Source organism: Porticoccus sp., assembly GCA_023261185.1.
GTDB lineage: Bacteria > Pseudomonadota > Gammaproteobacteria > Pseudomonadales > Porticoccaceae > Porticoccus > Porticoccus litoralis.
This window is the reverse complement of the sequence record JALRJN010000047.1, coordinates 1-16,450: the sequence shown is the minus strand read 5'-3', so window position 1 is coordinate 16,450 and position 16,450 is coordinate 1. Positions and strand designations below refer to the sequence as shown.

The 16,450-nt window shown below is 54.1% G+C and carries 17 protein-coding genes; 9 read left to right on the top strand and 8 right to left on the bottom strand.

The window, feature by feature from the left end; genetic code table 11:
- Positions 1-5 precede the first annotated feature (5 nt).
- The 5 genes from rpe (at position 6) to trpC (ending at position 4,798) form a co-directional block, all read left to right on the top strand.
- Positions 6-668, top strand: coding sequence for a ribulose-phosphate 3-epimerase (rpe, locus tag ACYZYZ_RS04095; protein WP_305170481.1), 663 nt, complete (start codon positions 6-8; stop codon positions 666-668).
- Between the two features lie 229 nt (positions 669-897).
- Entirely contained in the window at positions 898-2,364 is a 1,467-nt protein-coding gene (gene trpE / locus ACYZYZ_RS04090; protein WP_305170482.1) for an anthranilate synthase component I, read from the top strand.
- An 11-nt stretch (positions 2,365-2,375) separates the two neighbouring features.
- Positions 2,376-2,954 (top strand): anthranilate synthase component II, encoded by a 579-nt coding sequence (locus ACYZYZ_RS04085; protein WP_305170483.1) that lies wholly within the window; start codon positions 2,376-2,378, stop codon positions 2,952-2,954.
- 3 nt (positions 2,955-2,957) lie between these two features.
- The gene (gene trpD / locus ACYZYZ_RS04080; RefSeq protein WP_305170484.1) at positions 2,958-3,992 is read left to right on the top strand and encodes an anthranilate phosphoribosyltransferase; all 1,035 of its coding nucleotides are present in this window, start codon (positions 2,958-2,960) and stop codon (positions 3,990-3,992) included.
- Positions 3,989-4,798, top strand: coding sequence for an indole-3-glycerol phosphate synthase TrpC (trpC, locus tag ACYZYZ_RS04075; RefSeq protein ID WP_439651653.1), 810 nt, complete (start codon positions 3,989-3,991; stop codon positions 4,796-4,798). The genes trpD and trpC overlap by 4 nt, the downstream gene beginning before the upstream one ends.
- A gap of 137 nt (positions 4,799-4,935) precedes the next feature.
- Here the strand turns inward: trpC and ACYZYZ_RS04070 are convergent, their stop codons facing one another.
- Together ACYZYZ_RS04070 and crp are read right to left on the bottom strand one after the other, a co-directional pair.
- On the bottom strand, positions 4,936-5,355 hold the full coding sequence (locus tag ACYZYZ_RS04070; protein ID WP_461483342.1) for a GFA family protein: 420 nt from the start codon (positions 5,353-5,355) through the stop codon (positions 4,936-4,938).
- A 122-nt stretch (positions 5,356-5,477) separates the two neighbouring features.
- On the bottom strand, positions 5,478-6,155 hold the full coding sequence (gene crp, locus ACYZYZ_RS04065) for a cAMP-activated global transcriptional regulator CRP (RefSeq protein ID WP_461483358.1): 678 nt from the start codon (positions 6,153-6,155) through the stop codon (positions 5,478-5,480).
- Positions 6,156-6,304: 149 nt separating this feature from the next.
- Between crp and ACYZYZ_RS04060 the strand changes: the two genes are divergently transcribed.
- Positions 6,305-6,727, top strand: coding sequence for an OsmC family protein (locus ACYZYZ_RS04060; protein ID WP_461483341.1), 423 nt, complete (start codon positions 6,305-6,307; stop codon positions 6,725-6,727).
- 543 nt (positions 6,728-7,270) lie between these two features.
- On the top strand, positions 7,271-8,242 hold the full coding sequence (locus ACYZYZ_RS04055) for a LysR family transcriptional regulator (protein ID WP_461483340.1): 972 nt from the start codon (positions 7,271-7,273) through the stop codon (positions 8,240-8,242).
- Here the strand turns inward: ACYZYZ_RS04055 and coq7 are convergent.
- A complete protein-coding gene (gene coq7, locus ACYZYZ_RS04050) occupies positions 8,239-8,883 on the bottom strand; it encodes a 2-polyprenyl-3-methyl-6-methoxy-1,4-benzoquinone monooxygenase (RefSeq protein WP_461483339.1) in 645 nt (214 codons plus the stop codon). The two genes, ACYZYZ_RS04055 and coq7, sit on opposite strands and share 4 nt — an antisense overlap.
- Before the next feature lie 69 nt (positions 8,884-8,952).
- Here coq7 and ACYZYZ_RS04045 point away from each other — a divergent pair, with 69 nt between their 5' ends.
- Both ACYZYZ_RS04045 and ACYZYZ_RS04040 read left to right on the top strand, forming a co-directional pair.
- On the top strand, positions 8,953-9,903 hold the full coding sequence (locus ACYZYZ_RS04045) for an MBL fold metallo-hydrolase (RefSeq protein WP_461483338.1): 951 nt from the start codon (positions 8,953-8,955) through the stop codon (positions 9,901-9,903).
- Positions 9,904-9,913: 10 nt separating this feature from the next.
- Positions 9,914-11,401: an AAA family ATPase gene (locus ACYZYZ_RS04040; protein ID WP_461483337.1), complete on the top strand. Its 1,488-nt coding sequence runs from the start codon at positions 9,914-9,916 to the stop codon at positions 11,399-11,401.
- Positions 11,402-11,483: 82 nt separating this feature from the next.
- On the opposite strand, the gene purD is transcribed toward ACYZYZ_RS04040, so the two are convergent.
- The 5 genes from purD to ACYZYZ_RS04015 form a co-directional block, all read right to left on the bottom strand.
- Positions 11,484-12,776, bottom strand: coding sequence for a phosphoribosylamine--glycine ligase (purD, locus tag ACYZYZ_RS04035; RefSeq protein WP_305170491.1), 1,293 nt, complete (start codon positions 12,774-12,776; stop codon positions 11,484-11,486).
- Positions 12,777-12,870: 94 nt separating this feature from the next.
- Positions 12,871-14,445, bottom strand: a complete 1,575-nt coding sequence (purH, locus tag ACYZYZ_RS04030; protein WP_461483336.1) for a bifunctional phosphoribosylaminoimidazolecarboxamide formyltransferase/IMP cyclohydrolase — start codon at positions 14,443-14,445, stop codon at positions 12,871-12,873.
- A gap of 15 nt (positions 14,446-14,460) precedes the next feature.
- A complete protein-coding gene (fis, locus tag ACYZYZ_RS04025) occupies positions 14,461-14,721 on the bottom strand; it encodes a DNA-binding transcriptional regulator Fis (protein WP_305170554.1) in 261 nt (86 codons plus the stop codon).
- Positions 14,722-14,753: 32 nt separating this feature from the next.
- Positions 14,754-15,740 (bottom strand): tRNA dihydrouridine synthase DusB, encoded by a 987-nt coding sequence (gene dusB, locus ACYZYZ_RS04020; protein WP_461483335.1) that lies wholly within the window; start codon positions 15,738-15,740, stop codon positions 14,754-14,756.
- A gap of 73 nt (positions 15,741-15,813) precedes the next feature.
- A partial coding sequence (locus ACYZYZ_RS04015) for a DUF3426 domain-containing protein (protein WP_461483334.1) occupies positions 15,814-16,450 on the bottom strand: 637 nt, incomplete at its 5' end.

The window sequence follows — 16,450 nt, the reverse complement described above, 5'->3', positions numbered from 1 at the left end:
ATACCATGACAGACTACCTGATTGCGCCCTCTATACTCTCAGCGGATTTTGCCCGGCTGGGTGAAGAGGTGAATGCGGTTCTGGCAGCCGGTGCCGATGTGGTGCACTTCGATGTGATGGATAATCACTACGTACCCAACCTGACAATTGGCCCCATGGTGTGCAAGGCATTGCGCAATTACGGTGTCACCGCGCCCATTGATGTGCACCTGATGGTCGACCCGGTGGATCAGTTGATCGGTGACTTTGCCGATGCTGGTGCCAGTTGGATCACCTTTCATCCGGAAGCCTCCCGCCACGTTGACCGTTCCCTGCAACTGATTCGAGATGCGGGCTGCAAGAGTGGACTGGTTCTGAATCCTGCCACTAGCCTGGAGCAGGTCAAATATGTCCTCGACAAGATTGATGTACTGTTGCTGATGTCCGTAAACCCGGGTTTCGGGGGGCAGAAGTTTATTCCGGCCACCCTCTGCAAGTTACGGGAAGCTCGGGCATTGATTGATGCCAGTGGCCGCGATATCCGCCTGGAAATCGATGGCGGCGTCACTGCAGATAATATCCGCGAGATTGCCGATGCCGGTGCCGATACCTTTGTTGCCGGCTCGGCAATTTATGGCAAGGCTGACTACAGTGCAGCCATAGGTGCAATGCGCACGGCCCTTGCTTAGGCTGCAGGCAGGCCCCGAGTGCTTGACTTTGCAGCAACGGTTGAATGAATTAGAATGCGCCCTCTGACAATTGGAGGCTTTTGTGGCATTCGGTAATTGCCCATCTCTCATTTCTGCTCAACTCGGCTGGCGATGGCGCGGCTGCTGATCCCTGCTGCCTGAATGGCGGCCACTTTTTTGCCCCTTTTTTGTCTGAACAATCTGCGCTTGTAAGCGCAAGGGAAGAACCATGACCCCGAATGAATTTGCCGAGCTGGCCGAGCAGAACTATAACCGTATTCCTGTGATGCGAGAGGTGCTGGCCGACCTCGAAACTCCCCTGTCCTGTTACCTGAAGCTGGCCCGAGGGCCCTATTCCTATCTGTTTGAATCTGTCCAGGGCGGTGAAAAATGGGGGCGTTATTCCCTGATAGGTTTGCCAGCTTCCACTGTTCTCAAAGTCTATGGCGACCAGCTCACCATCGAGACCAATGGTGTGCAGCAGGAATGTCGGACTACCACTGATCCGTTGCAGGATATCGAAGCGTTTCACGCCACCTACCGCATGCCTGAGCTACCACAGTTGCCCCGTTTCACCGGTGGTCTGGTGGGTTATTTCGGTTATGACACGGTGCGCTACGTGGAGCCAAAGCTGAAAAACTCTACGCCACCTGACGAGTTGGGCAACCCGGATATCCTGCTGATGGTGTCTGACGAGGTGGTTATTTTCGACAACCTGCTGGGTAAGCTGATACTGGTAGTACATGAAGATGCCAAGGCACCCAATGCCTGGTCACGAGCCCAGGAGCGGCTCGACGATCTGGAAGCTAAGCTGAAATTGCCGGTGCCGGAAATGCCCGGGCTCAACATGGCAGGCAGCGGTTTGCAGGAGTCCGCGTTTGTCTCCAGTTTTGGTGAGCAGAATTACAAGGATGCGGTGAATATCATCAAGGACTATGTTCTGGCGGGGGATGTGATGCAGGTTGTCCCTTCACAGCGGCTGTCCATGGATTTTACCGCTGAACCGCTCAACCTTTACCGGGCTTTGCGCTGCCTGAACCCCTCGCCCTACCTGTATTTCCTGGATCTCGATGATTTTCATATTGCGGGGTCATCGCCGGAAATTCTGGCTCGCCTGGAAGACGGCGAAGTGACGGTTCGTCCCATTGCCGGGACCCGTCGCCGCGGCCATACCGAGGAAGAGGACAGGGCGCTGGAAGCCGAAATGCTGGCCGACCCCAAAGAAATTGCCGAGCATCTGATGCTGATTGACCTCGGTCGCAATGATGTCGGCCGGGTGGCACTGACAGGTTCAGTGAAACTCACCGAAAAGATGTCGGTGGAGCGTTATTCCCACGTGATGCATATCATCTCTAATGTCACCGGGCAGGTGCCACCGGAGACCAGTGCGATTGATGTGTTGCGGGCGACGCTGCCTGCAGGCACCTTGAGTGGTGCGCCCAAAATTCGCGCCATGGAAATTATCGACGAGCTGGAGCCGGTGAAGCGCGGTGTCTACGGTGGCGCCGTGGGCTATATCGGCTGGAACGGTAATATGGACACTGCCATTGCCATTCGCACCGCAGTGATCAAGGGCGGCAAGCTTTATGTGCAGGCTGGTGCCGGTATTGTGGCGGACTCGATTCCCGAGCTTGAGTGGAAAGAGACCATGAATAAGGCGCGGGCCATATTCCGCGCTGCCGACCTGGTACTTTGAGGAGTTGTGCCGTGATATTGATGATTGATAACTACGACTCCTTTACCTACAACGTGGTGCAGTACCTGGGTGAGTTGCATGCTGAAGTAAAAGTAGTACGCAACGATGAGATCACTCTGGATCAGGTTGCCGCGCTGGCACCAGAGAAAATTGTGATTTCTCCCGGGCCCTGCACGCCCAATGAAGCCGGTATCTCCGTCGCGCTGGTGACGGAATTTGCCGGGAAAATCCCTATGCTGGGTATCTGTCTTGGCCACCAGAGTATCGGTCAGGCCTTTGGTGCCAAAGTGGTACGCGCCCGACAGGTAATGCATGGCAAGACGTCGCCGGTCTATCACAATAATTCCGGCGTGTTTCGAGGCTTGGCAAATCCCTTCGAGGCCACGCGTTACCACTCACTGATCCTGGAGCGCGAGTCACTGCCGGACTGTTTCGAAGTCACCGCCTGGACGCAGGATGAAAACGGTGGTGTCGATGAAATTATGGGCGTGCGCCATCGCGACTTTGCGATTGAGGGCGTCCAGTTCCACCCGGAATCCATTCTTACCGAGCATGGCCATGACCTGCTGGAAAACTTTTTAAAGAGTTAAGCCATGAATATTCAACAGGCCATAGCGGCAGTTCTGCAAAGACAGGATCTCAGCATTGAAGATATGCGTGAGGTGATGCGGCAGATCATGACCGGTGACGCAACCGATGCTCAGATCGGCGGTTTTCTGGTGGGATTGCGCATGAAGGGTGAAACCGTTTCGGAAATAACCGCAGCGGCACAGGTTATGCGTGAACTGGCAGCGCCCGTGAGTGTCGGTGGCGAACATCTGGTGGATATCGTTGGCACGGGTGGTGACAGCGCCGGTATTTTTAATGTATCCACTGCCAGCACCTTTGTGGCCGCAGCGGCAGGCGCCAGGGTTGCCAAGCATGGCAATCGATCGGTGAGCAGTAAAAGCGGTAGTGCCGATTTGCTGGAAGCAGCCGGTGTTTGTCTAGACTTGTCCCCGGCTGAAGTGGCGCGGTGCGTCGAAGAAGTGGGTGTCGGGTTTATGTTTGCGGTCAATCACCACAGCGCCATGAAGCACGCGATTGGCCCCCGTCGGGAGCTGGCTGCAAGGACACTCTTCAATTTGCTTGGACCGCTGACCAATCCGGCACGTATTCCCAATATGCTGCTGGGAGTCTTTGACCGCGAGTGGGTAAGACCGGTTGCGGAAGTAATGCGTGAATTGGGCGCTGAGCATGTACTGGTGGTCCACTCGGCAGATGGCCTGGATGAGATCAGTATTGCTGCCGAGACATGGGTGGCAGAGCTTTTAAATGGAGAAATACTGGAATACACGGTTGTTCCGGAAGATTTCAATATTGCCCGTGGCCACTTGCAGGACTTGAAGGTGGTGGATGCGGACGAGAGCCTGGCCATGGTGAAGCGGGCGCTTTCCAAAGATGGCGGTACTGCATCAGATATGGTGGCGCTAAACGCCGGAGCTGCACTCTATGCGGCAGGTGTCGCCACCAGCTTGGCAGAGGGCGTGGGTATGGCCCAGGACGCTATTGGTAGCGGTTTGGCGAAAGCCAAGCTGGATGATCTGGCAGCATTTTCGCGCTGCCTAAAAGAACTGGATACAGAATGATGAATTCCGCGATAAATACACCCACTGTGTTGAAAAAAATTCTTGAACGCAAGGCCGCGGAAGTTGCCCGGCGCAGCCAACAGGTTTCCCTGGAGCAGCTGCAGGAGCAGTGCCGTGACCCTCGTGAAATCAGGGGGTTCGCCTCTGCGCTGCAGTTCAAGATTGACCAGGGGCTGGCCGCTGTGATTGCCGAAGTAAAAAAGGCGTCACCCAGTAAAGGAGTGATTCGTGAGGATTTTGATCCGGTGGGAATTGCCCGCAGTTATGAAAAGGGAGGCGCTGCCTGCCTGTCCGTGCTGACAGAGGAAGAGTTTTTTCTGGGCTCCGACGAATACCTGAAAATGGCCCGTGAAGCCACACGCCTGCCGGTGTTGCGTAAGGATTTTGTGATTGAGCCTTACCAGGTATACGAGTCCTATGTGTTGGGTGCCGACTGTATTCTGCTGATTGTGGCGGCCCTGGAGCAGTCTCAACTGGAAAGCCTGCATGACATCGCTCGGCAACTGGGGTTAGACGTGTTGATCGAGGTGCACAACGCGCAGGAGCTCGACCGTGCCATGGTCATCGAAAACCCGATGATCGGTATCAATAACCGCAATCTGAATACGTTTCATACGACGCTGGATACCACCTTCAGTTTGCTGGGAAAAATTCCCGAAGATAGGATTGTGATTACCGAAAGTGGCATTCTCACCATTGATGATGTGGCGGCCATGCGCGGTCACAATGTCAATGCGTTCCTGGTGGGCGAGACATTTATGCGTGCTGAAGAGCCCGGCCTGAAATTGGTAGAGATGTTTAATTGATAAGCAGGTCTCCCTGCTGCCGTTTGTTAACCATCAATCAACCTTGTAGCCTGGGTTTGGATTCGATTGTGAGCCCCGCGAATGCGGGGCTTTTTTGTGGGCCTGTGGCCGGGCGAACGCCGGTGGCACGGAGAGAGCTACCAGGGTTGTGTGGGGTGTTGCTCCACGCCTTCCGGGATCTGGAACCAATCCTGTTTTTCGCTGGCCCATACGTGCAAAGTCGGTTGAATGTCACGAGTGTCCGCTAAAGTGCTTGGTTTGAGTTTAAGGACTTCCGGCTGTTGCGGGTTGTAGTGGTAAATGCGATTGCCGCAGCCAGGACAAAACTCCGCACAATTGGTATTGCCGCTGTCCGCCGGCCTCTCCCAGTGTTTCAGTGGTCCGTGGAAGCGGATTGAGGATGCATTTACCATGGCTGTCAGACTAAAAGCGCTGGTAGAGAGTTTTTGACATTCGCGGCAATGACAGGCGATAACCCGCAGGGGAGGCTCCAGTAGTTCATAGGTGATCAGCCCACATTGACATGAACCGCTGATGGGGTAATGAATACTTTGCATGGGAATTCCTTTGCAGTGAAGTCAGGTATTCTCATGATAAGAGTGGGCAGGAGAAGTGTACAAGCTGAATGCAGGCAATAAAAAAGGCCTCATGGAGGCCCTCGGGTAAAACCACTTTCCTGTCAGCGCGTACCGAAGACCACCATGGTTTTTCCTTTCACAGAAACTAGACCCTGATCTTCCAGGGTTTTCAAAACCCGGCCTACCATCTCTCTTGAACATCCGACAATGCGGCCAATTTCCTGGCGGGTGATTTTGATCTGCATGCCATCCGGGTGTGTCATGGCGTCCGGTTCCTTGCAGAGGTCCAGTAGAGTGCGTGCTACGCGCCCCGTCACATCGAGAAAAGCAAGGTCGCCCACTTTGCGGGTGGTATCCCTTAAGCGTTTCGCCATCTGAACGCCGATAGCGAACAGGAACTCTGGGTGCTCACGGGAGAGTTCCTGAAACTTGCTATAGTTGATTTCGCCAAGTTCACATTCTGTTTTGGCGCGAATCCAGGCGCTGCGGTCCGGTTGCTGGAAGAGACCCATCTCGCCGAAAAAGTCACCTTCGTTGAGGTAGGCAACAATCATTTCCCGGCCATCGTCGTCTTCTATGAGTACGGTGACGGAGCCTTTAACAATATATGACAGCGTATCGCCTTCATCACCGGCATAGATGATGGTGCTTTTTGCCGGGTACTTGCGTCGGTGACAGTGAGCCAGAAATTCTTCCACGTTGGGAATGTGGGGGGTTATCGGTGCCGGTGCCAACTCGGGTTCCTCCCTTTTGTGACTTTTTTCAAATAATGCCCCCATTATGGGCACAAAGTCCTCTTTGGCCAAGTTGGTATTTGTCATGAGCTCTACTCCTCATTTGAGTGGCTAGTCGTACTGAATTGGCAATTCTAAAGGTAACTGGGTATCAATTATGTTAGGCTCTCGACACTTTTGAGCACGAGGACGACATGAAAACCAAGATTTCCTGGGGCGGAGACGCCAAATTCATCGCAGAGACGGAAAGCGGACATCAGCTCGTGATGGATGGTCCTCCAGATCATGGGGGCAAAAACCAGGGTGCTCGACCAATGGAGGTTGTGCTCAGTGGCATGGGGGGATGTTCCGCTTTTGACGTGGTGCATATCCTTAAAAAAAGCCGTCAGGATGTCGTCGGTTGCGTTGCTGAAATCGAGGCGGAAAGGGCAGATGAAGTGCCCTCAGTGTTTACTAAAATTCACATCCACTTTGTTGTGTCTGGCAGGAATCTTCGAGAAAACCAGGTGGCGAATGCCGTCAAACTGTCAGCCGAAAAGTATTGTTCAGCATCCATCATGCTCTCTCGCGGTGGTGTGGAAATCACCCACAGCCACAGTATTGAGGCGATCGACTAAATTCGATCAGGCAGCGATGCTGTCTTCTTCCCCCTTTCTATAATTCGCAGACAAAAAAATGGGCAGCTTGTGAGCTGCCCAAAGGGATATTAAGAGGGGTAGAAAGTGTCAACTAGGAGGTATAACCCTTGGCGTTGGTGCTTCTCCAAAATTCATCCAGCGCCAATGTATGGATGCTACTCTAGTGATCCTCCTTCCATAATTAAAATGTATTATTTTTATTTCCTATATAATTTAAATTCATATTTTTGTGTGTTGGCCAGCACTGGCTAAAAAAAAGGCAGCTTGCGCTGCCTTGAAAAGATCTAGAGGGAGTAAGAGGTTTGAAGCCTTATCAACAGGAAAATCCGAGAGCTGGATTACATTACCTGTCGGTCATGAAGGGCTAAAACCGCGGTTACCCGAATGGTGAGAGAGGGAGGGGGTAGACCCTATAAATTCTCGGTTTCAGAACACCTTTGCTTCGATTCAAACTATAAGTATCGACAATTCATTACTCAAATGTATTAATATAATGCCAGGCATGAATCAGGGTAATTTATTGTGGTTACAAAACATCTGGCTCGAATGGATCTCAATTTGCTGGTTGCTCTTCAGGTGCTGATGGAGGAGCAAAGTGTTACCCGGGCAGCAGAGCGGCTTTACATCACCCAGCCTGCAATGAGTAAAACTTTGCAGCGACTGCGAGAGCTTTTTGATGATCCGCTCTTTATCCGCAGTGGTCGGGGTTTGATCCCTACACCGCGAGCCACAGAGCTGGCTGTGCAGTTGCCAACGGTTCTTTCCAGCGTTTCCCTGTTGGTAGAAAAAACGACGTTCGATCCCCAGGTTTACGATGGGGAGATGCGTATCATGACTGCAGAGTTTATAGCTGTTCAGGTCATTCCAACGCTGACGCGGCATGTGATAGCAGAGGCTCCTCACATGTCACTGACATTGACCAGCGAGGCTGGCGAGGAAGCCCGGGCGCTGGAAGATGGTAACCTGGATTTTGCTATCGAGATTGCTCGTCCCTACGGCAGTGAATTTCATGTTACCCCCCTGGGTAATTTTACCCCGGCGGTGTGGATGCGTACCGGTCACCCGCTTGCCGATAGGGAAAAACTGACACTGCGGGAAATGCTGGAATACCCCTTTATCCAGTATTACCTGCTGCTTTCGGGAGAGGTTTCCGCATCGGTGGAAAGTCGCTTTGACCGAGAGCTGGCCAAGTTAGGCCTATCCCGTAAAAAGACGCTGGTAACCACCCAGTTGATGACGGCCATGGATGCGCTGTGGCAAACCGACTGCCTGATGATGGCCACCATGCACGACCTGAAAATGGAAGGTGAAACCTATGGCATTGTTCGCAAGGCCTACCCCGAAGAACTGGAGTTTGATAACACGGTGCCTGTCGTGCTGGTGCAGCATGCTCGCACAATCAAGTCGCCTGCCCACCAGTGGGTCAAGGACCAGATCATAGGAATTGTTCAGGAGATCAAGGAAAAGGCCAAGCAGGCCGCTCGGGCTCGCTAGATTCGGTAGCTGCTTTTGGTCATTGCCTTGGAAACCAAACTCATCAAGGTTTTCACCGGCGCTGGAAACTCAACGCCGCCAGCCTGCAGGGCGGCGTGCGCGTGTCTGGATTCGTCTTCCAGCATCTGGTCAACAATGGCGCGGCTCTTGCTGTCCTGGGGTGGCAGCTCCTGCAGATGGCTTTGTAAGTGTTTGCAGACCTGATCCTCCGTGGCGGAGACAAAACCCAGGCTTAACTTGTCGCTGATCAGTCCCGCAGTGGCACCAATACCAAAGGAAAGTCCGTACCAGAGGGGATTGAGCACGCTGGTATGGCTACCCAGTTGCTTCACCCGTTCTTCACACCAGGCCAGATGATCGATTTCCTCGTCCGCTGCCTGCTCCATGTCCTCGCGCACAGAAAATAATTTTGCTGTGAGGGCCTGACCTTGATAGAGGGCCTGGGCACAGACCTCTCCAGAATGATTGACTCGCATCAGCCCTGCAGCATGCTTTTTTTCAACCTCACTCAACGGTTGCTCCGCATTCCCGGCAGCGGGAGAGCTGCGTTCGGGAGACGGCGCATCTGCCACCAATGTTCTCAGGGCCTTGTCGGCCTGAATCAGTAATCCGTCAAAGAATGAGTGTCGTCTGGCGTTCATTGGTCTAATGTTCTGCTGGTTGGAAGGTAAGTATTGTAACAAACTTGTTGCAGCTGCAAGGGGGTGAGCATGATAGGCGCGACAATCGAAGATCTTGGCCACGGTATCTACTGTCTGGACGCCCATTACATCAAGGAGGGGGTAGCATGCTGCTACCTCCTGATTGAGGGATCGCAGGTGTCCATTATCGAGACGGGGACTGCTCATACAGTCGAAGCTATCCAGGCAGCATTGGGTTCCCTGGGATTACCGCTGGATGCAGTGCGTTATGTGGTGCCGACCCACGTACATCTCGATCATGCCGGGGGTGCGGGGGTGCTGATGGCTCGATGCAAAGAAGCTACATTAGTCGTTCATCCCAGAGGTGCCCGGCATATGATAGATCCAAGCCGGCTGATTGAAGGGGTAAAAGCGGTTTACGGAGAAGAAGCTTACAGTGAGCTCTACGGTGAGCTGGTTCCTGTAAAGGAAGAGCGGGTTATTGTTGCAGAAGATGGTGCGGTCATTGAGCTGGGTGGGCGATCACTGCAAATTCGCCATACCCCCGGCCATGCCGAGCACCATTTTTGTGTCTGGGATACCCGCAGTCAGGGCTGGTTCACAGGCGACACCTTTGGCCTAAGTTACAACTTTGAAACCATGGCTGACGAAAGGCTTATTCTGCCAACCACAACCCCTGTTCAGTTTGATCCGGATAAACTGCTCGATTCACTGGATTTGTTGATGAGCTATGATCCCCGGCGTATGTATCTGACCCATTATGGTGTGCTGGAAGCCCCGGCAAACTATGTGCAAAGCCTGAAATATCAAATCAGGAGCTGGAGCCAGATGGCATTAAACTTGGCGTTGGAAGATGACAGGGAGCAAGCCATTGCCGAGAAATTGACTGAGTCGCTCAGGCAGCAAATTCTGGAACAATGGCCAAATGTCGACGCCGCTGAAATTCTCAATGATCTGGCGATGGATATTGAGCTCAATGCCCAGGGCATTGAGGTGTGGTTAAAACGCAACGAACAATAGGAAAAAAGATATGCAGGATGCTCATGACCTGGGGGTGATTGTTGACGCTCGGGTACCCCTGGTGGTGCTGGAGACCCACGAAGAAACTCGCGCGATTGATTTACTGTTACGGGTAGCGCGTCAGCGGGACAAACCGCTGTTTCAATGGACGCTAACCGACGGGCTGAGGCGAGCGGACTTTGGCTTGCAGCTGGCAGGCAACAGTCAGCATGCGGAACCTGAAGCCGTCTTGTCTTTTTTGAAAGAGCGCGCCGAACCGGGCTTTTACGTACTCTGTGACTTTCATCCCTGGTTAAGTGATGAGCCAAAAAATGTGCGCTTGCTGAAAGACATTGCGCTGCGCAACAGTGGTGGTCAGATTACCGTGATTCTGGTGAGTCATCGCCTGCAATTACCGCCTGAACTGTCCAGGCTTGGGGCGAGTTTTAGTATGTCCTTGCCCGGCGATGACCAGATTCATACCCTGATCCGCGATGAGGCGAAACTCTGGGCCCAGGGCAACGGTGGTCGCAAGGTCAAAACCGATAACGGTACGCTGCAAAAGCTGGTGGCCAACTTGAAGGGGCTAACCCAGAGCGAGGTTCGACATCTGGTACGCGGGGCTATTATTGACGACGGCGCCATTACTGAGTCAGATCTGCCGGAGGTGAATCGTGCCAAGTTTCAGCTGATGGACCTGGAAGGCGTGCTCAGCTACGAGTATGACACGGAAAAATTCGCATCTGTCGGTGGTATGGATAACCTGAAAGCGTGGCTGGAAGCGCGTCGGCAAGTGTTTGCGGGTGAGAACAATATGCCTGGGATTGAATCCCCGCGAGGTATTCTTCTGCTCGGTGTTCAGGGTGGTGGCAAGAGCCTGGCGGCCAAGGCGGTAGCCGGGTTGTGGCAGGTACCACTGTTGCGTCTCGACATGGGCGCGCTGTACAACAAATTCCATGGTGAAACAGAGCGTAACCTTAGGGAGTCTCTGGCGCTGGCCGAGAAAATGTCGCCCTGTGTGCTCTGGGTGGACGAGATTGAAAAAGGTGTGACAGGAGATAGTTCAGATTCGGGTACCTCCCAGCGTGTGTTGGGAACCTTGCTCACCTGGTTGGCGGAAAAACGTGAGCCGGTGTTTGTGGTGGCGACAGGTAATGATATTTCTCGGCTGCCACCAGAGCTGGTGCGCAAGGGCCGCTTTGATGAGCTGTTTTTTGTCGACCTGCCGGATAAGAGTATACGGGAAGATATTTTTGCCATTCACCTAGCCCGGCGGGAACTGGACGTTGCCCAGTTCCAGTTGACGGCATTGGCGGCAGCTTCAGAGGGCTTCACCGGAGCAGAAATTGAGCAGGCCGTGGTATCGGGCCTTTATAGTGGTTTGGCGCAAAATGAGGTGCTTAATCAATCGCTCCTGCTGGCAGAGTTGGCAAAAACCAGTCCATTATCGATGGTTATGGCTGAAAAGCTGGCGCTGTTGCGGCAGTGGGCAGAAGAGCGAAATTTGGTGAGAGCCTGACCGATAATGAAATATCAAATGTAGAGAGCTAGCCCATAAAAAAGCCCGGCATATGCCGGGCTTTATTGTGTGAGAACAAGCATTAGTTGCTGCCTTGTTCTCGGGCCACGGCTCGGTAGCCAATATCCGTGCGGTAATACACCTTGTCCCAGCTGATCTGCTCGACCAGCTGGTAGGTGCGCTGTTGGGCACTGGTGACACTGTCCCCCAATCCGACGGCGCAGAGCACTCGGCCTCCGTTGGTGGTCACCGCACCATCGATCATTTTGGTGCCCGCATGAAACACTTTCTGGTCACCAGTCTCTTGATCTGGCAGGCCGGAGATAATGTCGCCTTTGGGATAGCTGTTTGGGTATCCGCCAGCCGCCAGCACAACACCGACTGCAGCGCGCTGATCCCACTGGGTTTCACATTGGTCCAGAGTTTTGTCCAGTGCGGCATTGCACAGGGCCACCAGATCCGATTGTAGGCGCATCATGATTGGCTGGGTCTCTGGGTCGCCGAAGCGGCAGTTGTACTCGATCACTTTGGGGCTGCCATCGGGCATGATCATCAGCCCCGCGTAGAGGAAACCGGTGTAGCTGTTGCCTTCGGCTGCCATGCCGTCAACGGTTGGTCGAATTACTTCAGCCATGATGCGATCGTGGATATCCGGGGTGACCACCGGTGCCGGTGAATAGGCGCCCATGCCGCCGGTATTGGGGCCCTTGTCGCCGTTATCACGGGCTTTGTGGTCCTGGGAAGTGGCCATGGGCAAGATGTGCTCACCGTCCACAATAACAATAAAGCTGGCTTCCTCGCCGGCCAGAAATTCCTCAATCACCACCCGGTGACCCGCTTCGCCAAAGGCGTTGCCGGCCAACATATCGCGGACGGCATTTTCTGCTTCTTCCAGAGTCATGGCGACGATCACGCCTTTACCGGCAGCCAACCCGTCTGCCTTAACCACGATTGGGGCACCTTTTTCTTGAAGATAGGCTAGTGCCGGTTCAATCTCGGTAAAGTTCTGGTAATCGGCTGTCGGGATGTGATGGCGGGCCAGGAAGTCCTTGGTGAACGCCTTGGAGCCCTCCAGTTGTGCGGCACCCTTGCTGGGCCCAAAAGCGCGCAGGCCCCGCTCGGCGAAGAAATCGACAATACCGTCCACTAGGGGTTGCTCCGGGCCGACGATGGTCAGGGCAATGTTATTTTGCTCGGCGAAATCGGCCAGGGCGGCAAAGTCGTCGACGCCGATATCGATATTCTGCAGCCGGGGTTCCAGTGCTGTGCCGGCATTGCCGGGAGCAACGAAGACAGTTTTGACCCCTTCACTTTGAGCCGCTTTCCACGCCAGTGCGTGTTCCCGTCCACCAGAGCCGATGACCAGAATATTCATGGGAGATTCTCTTGCCTGAAATGAAAGCGGCGATTGTACCGGCAAGGCACAATCGCCGCAAAATCAAAGCCCTGAAATTATGTTTGGGGCGCTATTAGTGACGGAAGTGTCGCATGCCGGTGAAGACCATGGCCATGCCATGTTCGTCGGCTGCGGCAATCACTTCGTCATCACGAATGGAGCCCCCAGGCTGGATCACACAGCTGATCCCCACCTTGGCAGCATTGTCGATGCCGTCCCGGAACGGGAAGAAGGCATCGGAAGCCATCACTGCACCTTTCACTTCAAGGCCCGCATGCTCTGCCTTGATGGCGGCGATTCGGGCTGAGTTAACGCGACTCATCTGGCCAGCACCGACACCGATGGTCTGGTTGTTTTTGGCGTAAACAATGGCGTTGGACTTGACCATTTTTGCCACTTTCCAGGCAAACAGCAGATCAGTCAATTCCTCGTCTGTGGGTTTACGTTCTGTAACCACTTTCAGGTCGGATGCCGTCACCATGCCGTTATCGCGATCCTGTACCAGCAGGCCGCCGTTTACGCGTTTGAAATCAAAATCTTGAGGACGACGGTCGCCCCACTGGCCGCACTCCAGTAGGCGAACATTTTTCTTGCTGCTGACAGCTTCTACCGCCGCTGCAGAAACGCTTGGCGCGATGATGACTTCCACGAACTGGCGTTCGCAGATGGCTTCAGCGGTGGCAGCGTCCAGCTCCCGGTTAAAGGCAATGATGCCGCCAAAGGCAGATTCCGGGTCAGTGGCAAACGCCAGGTCGTAGGCTGTGTTGATATCTACTGCAACAGCGCCGCCGCAGGGATTGGCGTGTTTGACAATGACGCAGGCCGGGGCATCAAACTGCTTGACGCATTCCAGTGCTGCATCGGTATCGGCAATATTGTTGTAGGACAGTTCTTTGCCCTGCAACTGGCGGGCAGTGGCAACACCGGTATCCGCCGGGTTGGCTTCGACGTAGAAAGCCGCTTTTTGGTGTGGGTTTTCACCGTAGCGCATTTCCTGGGTCTTCAGGAATTGCGTATTAAAGGTGTCGGGGAAATCACGCTTCTCGTTAGCCGTGTTGCGGGCGCCAAAGTGGTTGGCAATCATGCCGTCGTAGGCGGCGGTGTGCTCGAAGGCTTTTACCATCAGGCCGTAGCGGGTGTCATAGCTGAGCTGCCCGTTATTGCCCTGCATTTCGTCGAGTACCGCACTGTAGTCGCTGGCGTTGACCACGATGGCGACATCTTTGTGGTTTTTCGCTGCGGAGCGAACCATGGTGGGGCCGCCGATATCAATATTTTCGATGGCGGTGGGCAGGTCGCAGTTGGGGTCTGCTACTGTGCTGGCAAAGGGGTACAGGTTTACCACCACCATGTCGATGGGCAGGATGCCGTGTTCATTCATCACCGCGTCGTCAGTGCCGCGACGGCCAAGAATGCCTCCGTGTACCCTGGGGTGCAGCGTTTTGACGCGGCCATCCATCATTTCCGGAAATCCGGTGTAGTCGGAGACTTCGCGAACAGGGATACCGCTCTCGCTCAACAGGCGGAAAGTGCCGCCGGTGGAAAGCAGTTCTACCCCCTGGTCAGCCAGGGCTCGTGCAAAATCCGCAATTCCAGTTTTATCGGAAACACTGATCAGGGCGCGGGAAACTTTACGCAGGTCGCTCATCTCGTCCTCTATGTCTTACAGCAGGTTGTATTGTTTGAGTTTTTTTCTGAGAGTGCCGCGGTTAAGCCCAAGCATTTCCGCAGCCTTGCTCTGGTTGTTACGGGTGTAGGCCAGCACGGCTTCCAGCAGTGGTACTTCTACTTCGCTCAGCACCAGTTGGTAAAGGTCGTTGGTGGGCTGTCCATCCAGATGCAGAAAGTACTGTTCCAGGGCGTTAGCAACGCACTGGTGTAGAGATTCGTGTTGATGGCCGTTATCCAGAGATTCGGTGTTCATTTCCGCCTGGATAGTAAAGGTGTCAATGGCGCTCATGCGGCTGTATCCCATTCTTCTTGTCTCGTCAAAAAGAGTTTCAAACTTTGTTGTTGTTGGCTGGGCGTGTCCAGCAGATTGAAGTACTTCCGAAATGTCTCACCGCTCGGCAGGCTGTCAACGTACCAGCCTATGTGTTTGCGGGCAATGCGTGTGCCAAGATAGTCGCCATAATGTTCATGTATGGCTTGCAGATGTTCACTGATGACAGAGATCCGTTCCTCGGTGGTGGGAGCCGCCAGCAGTGTTCCGGTTTCCAGGTAGTGGTTAATTTCGCGGAACAGCCAGGGATTTCCCTGGGCGCCCCGGCCGATCATGACGGCGTCAGCACCGGTGTGCTCTAGCACTAGTCTGGCTTGCTCGGGAGAACGGATATCGCCATTGGCAAACACGGGAATATCGACAGAGGCCACCACTTCGGCAATGGTGTCGTATTCCGCATCCCCTTTGAAGCGACAGGCGCGCGTGCGACCGTGAACGGCAATTGCCTGGATACCCGAGTTTTCTGCGATTCTGGCGATTTGCACGGCATTGCGGGATTCAGTGTCCCAGCCCGTGCGAATCTTCAGTGTGACCGGGACCGGAACCGCATTGACCACGGCACAGAGGATGTCTTCCACCAGAACTTCATCCTTTAACAGCGCCGATCCTGCTGCGCGTTTGCAGACTTTTTTTGCCGGACAACCCATGTTGATGTCGATGATCTCGGCGCCAAGTAGGAAGTTTTGCCGGGCGGCTTCCGCCATCATTTCGGGGATGCTGCCTGCGATCTGCACGGACTTCGGTGTTGGCTCATCTTCGTGGGGAAGGCGCAGCTGACTTTTTCGGGTATGCCAGAGGCTGGTGTCAGAAGTGACCATTTCCGATACGGTCATACCGGCACCCAGTCGCTTGCACAGTTGGCGAAATGGCCGGTCAGTCACACCGGCCATGGGGGCCAGAATGGTGCGCGATGCCAGAACGTGATTGCCAATGGTAACCAAGTTGAGTTGCCTTTAAACGATGTCAAAAAAGGGGGGTGGCTATAATACCCGCACTTGAGATAAGGAATAAAGGCTATTCCTGGATGAATAATGAGTAACTGACGGCCTGCTCTCCCGGGTCGACCAGTGTTAGCCCCAATCGGACCGGTTGGTTTGGGGGCATCATTCTGACACCGGACATTTCGCCGGAGAGGTAGTCGGCAGGCTTCAGATGCCTCTGAGCCACGGCTTCCCCCTGCAGATCCTCAAAGCGAAGCAGTAGGTCCGGAAAGGGTTGGGCAAAGTCGGCATAGTTGATAATGACGGCGTCCACGGAGAGTGCGCCGGGTATCTCGGGTTTGCTGTAGACCAGTAAAGATTCACTACGAATCTTGTCAATGTCGCGGATGACCGGGACCGTGCAGCCGGTGAGTTCACAGTAGCGCAAAACCCAGGGCCGATAGTCTGGGTTTTTGCCCAGGACATCTGCATAGAAAAAACCATATTGGGCAACAATACACAGCGCGGCAAAAAGCGAAAGGATGCTCCATTGCCAGGGAAAGGGCTGATGCCGGGTTTCTGCCGCCGGAATATCTGTAGCAAGGGTTGCGTCAAAGCCTTCAGGTAACGCCACACTGACTTCGGCTTCGGCTTCGGCTTCGGCTTCGGCTTCGGCTTCGGCTTCGGCTTCGGCTAGATCGGAAGAGCGTCGTGTAGGGAAAGAGTGTGGA

Coding starts and splice junctions, on each gene's coding strand:
- rpe (WP_305170481.1), top strand. CDS start 6: ATGACAGACTACCTGATTGCGCCCTCTATACTCTCAGCGGATTTTGCC.
- trpE (WP_305170482.1), top strand. CDS start 898: ATGACCCCGAATGAATTTGCCGAGCTGGCCGAGCAGAACTATAACCGT.
- trpD (WP_305170484.1), top strand. CDS start 2,958: ATGAATATTCAACAGGCCATAGCGGCAGTTCTGCAAAGACAGGATCTC.
- trpC (WP_439651653.1), top strand. CDS start 3,989: ATGATGAATTCCGCGATAAATACACCCACTGTGTTGAAAAAAATTCTT.
- ACYZYZ_RS04070 (WP_461483342.1), bottom strand. CDS start 5,355: ATGCAAAGTATTCATTACCCCATCAGCGGTTCATGTCAATGTGGGCTG.
- crp (WP_461483358.1), bottom strand. CDS start 6,155: ATGGGGGCATTATTTGAAAAAAGTCACAAAAGGGAGGAACCCGAGTTG.
- ACYZYZ_RS04060 (WP_461483341.1), top strand. CDS start 6,305: ATGAAAACCAAGATTTCCTGGGGCGGAGACGCCAAATTCATCGCAGAG.
- coq7 (WP_461483339.1), bottom strand. CDS start 8,883: ATGAACGCCAGACGACACTCATTCTTTGACGGATTACTGATTCAGGCC.
- ACYZYZ_RS04045 (WP_461483338.1), top strand. CDS start 8,953: ATGATAGGCGCGACAATCGAAGATCTTGGCCACGGTATCTACTGTCTG.
- ACYZYZ_RS04040 (WP_461483337.1), top strand. CDS start 9,914: ATGCAGGATGCTCATGACCTGGGGGTGATTGTTGACGCTCGGGTACCC.
- purD (WP_305170491.1), bottom strand. CDS start 12,776: ATGAATATTCTGGTCATCGGCTCTGGTGGACGGGAACACGCACTGGCG.
- purH (WP_461483336.1), bottom strand. CDS start 14,445: ATGAGCGACCTGCGTAAAGTTTCCCGCGCCCTGATCAGTGTTTCCGAT.
- fis (WP_305170554.1), bottom strand. CDS start 14,721: ATGAACACCGAATCTCTGGATAACGGCCATCAACACGAATCTCTACAC.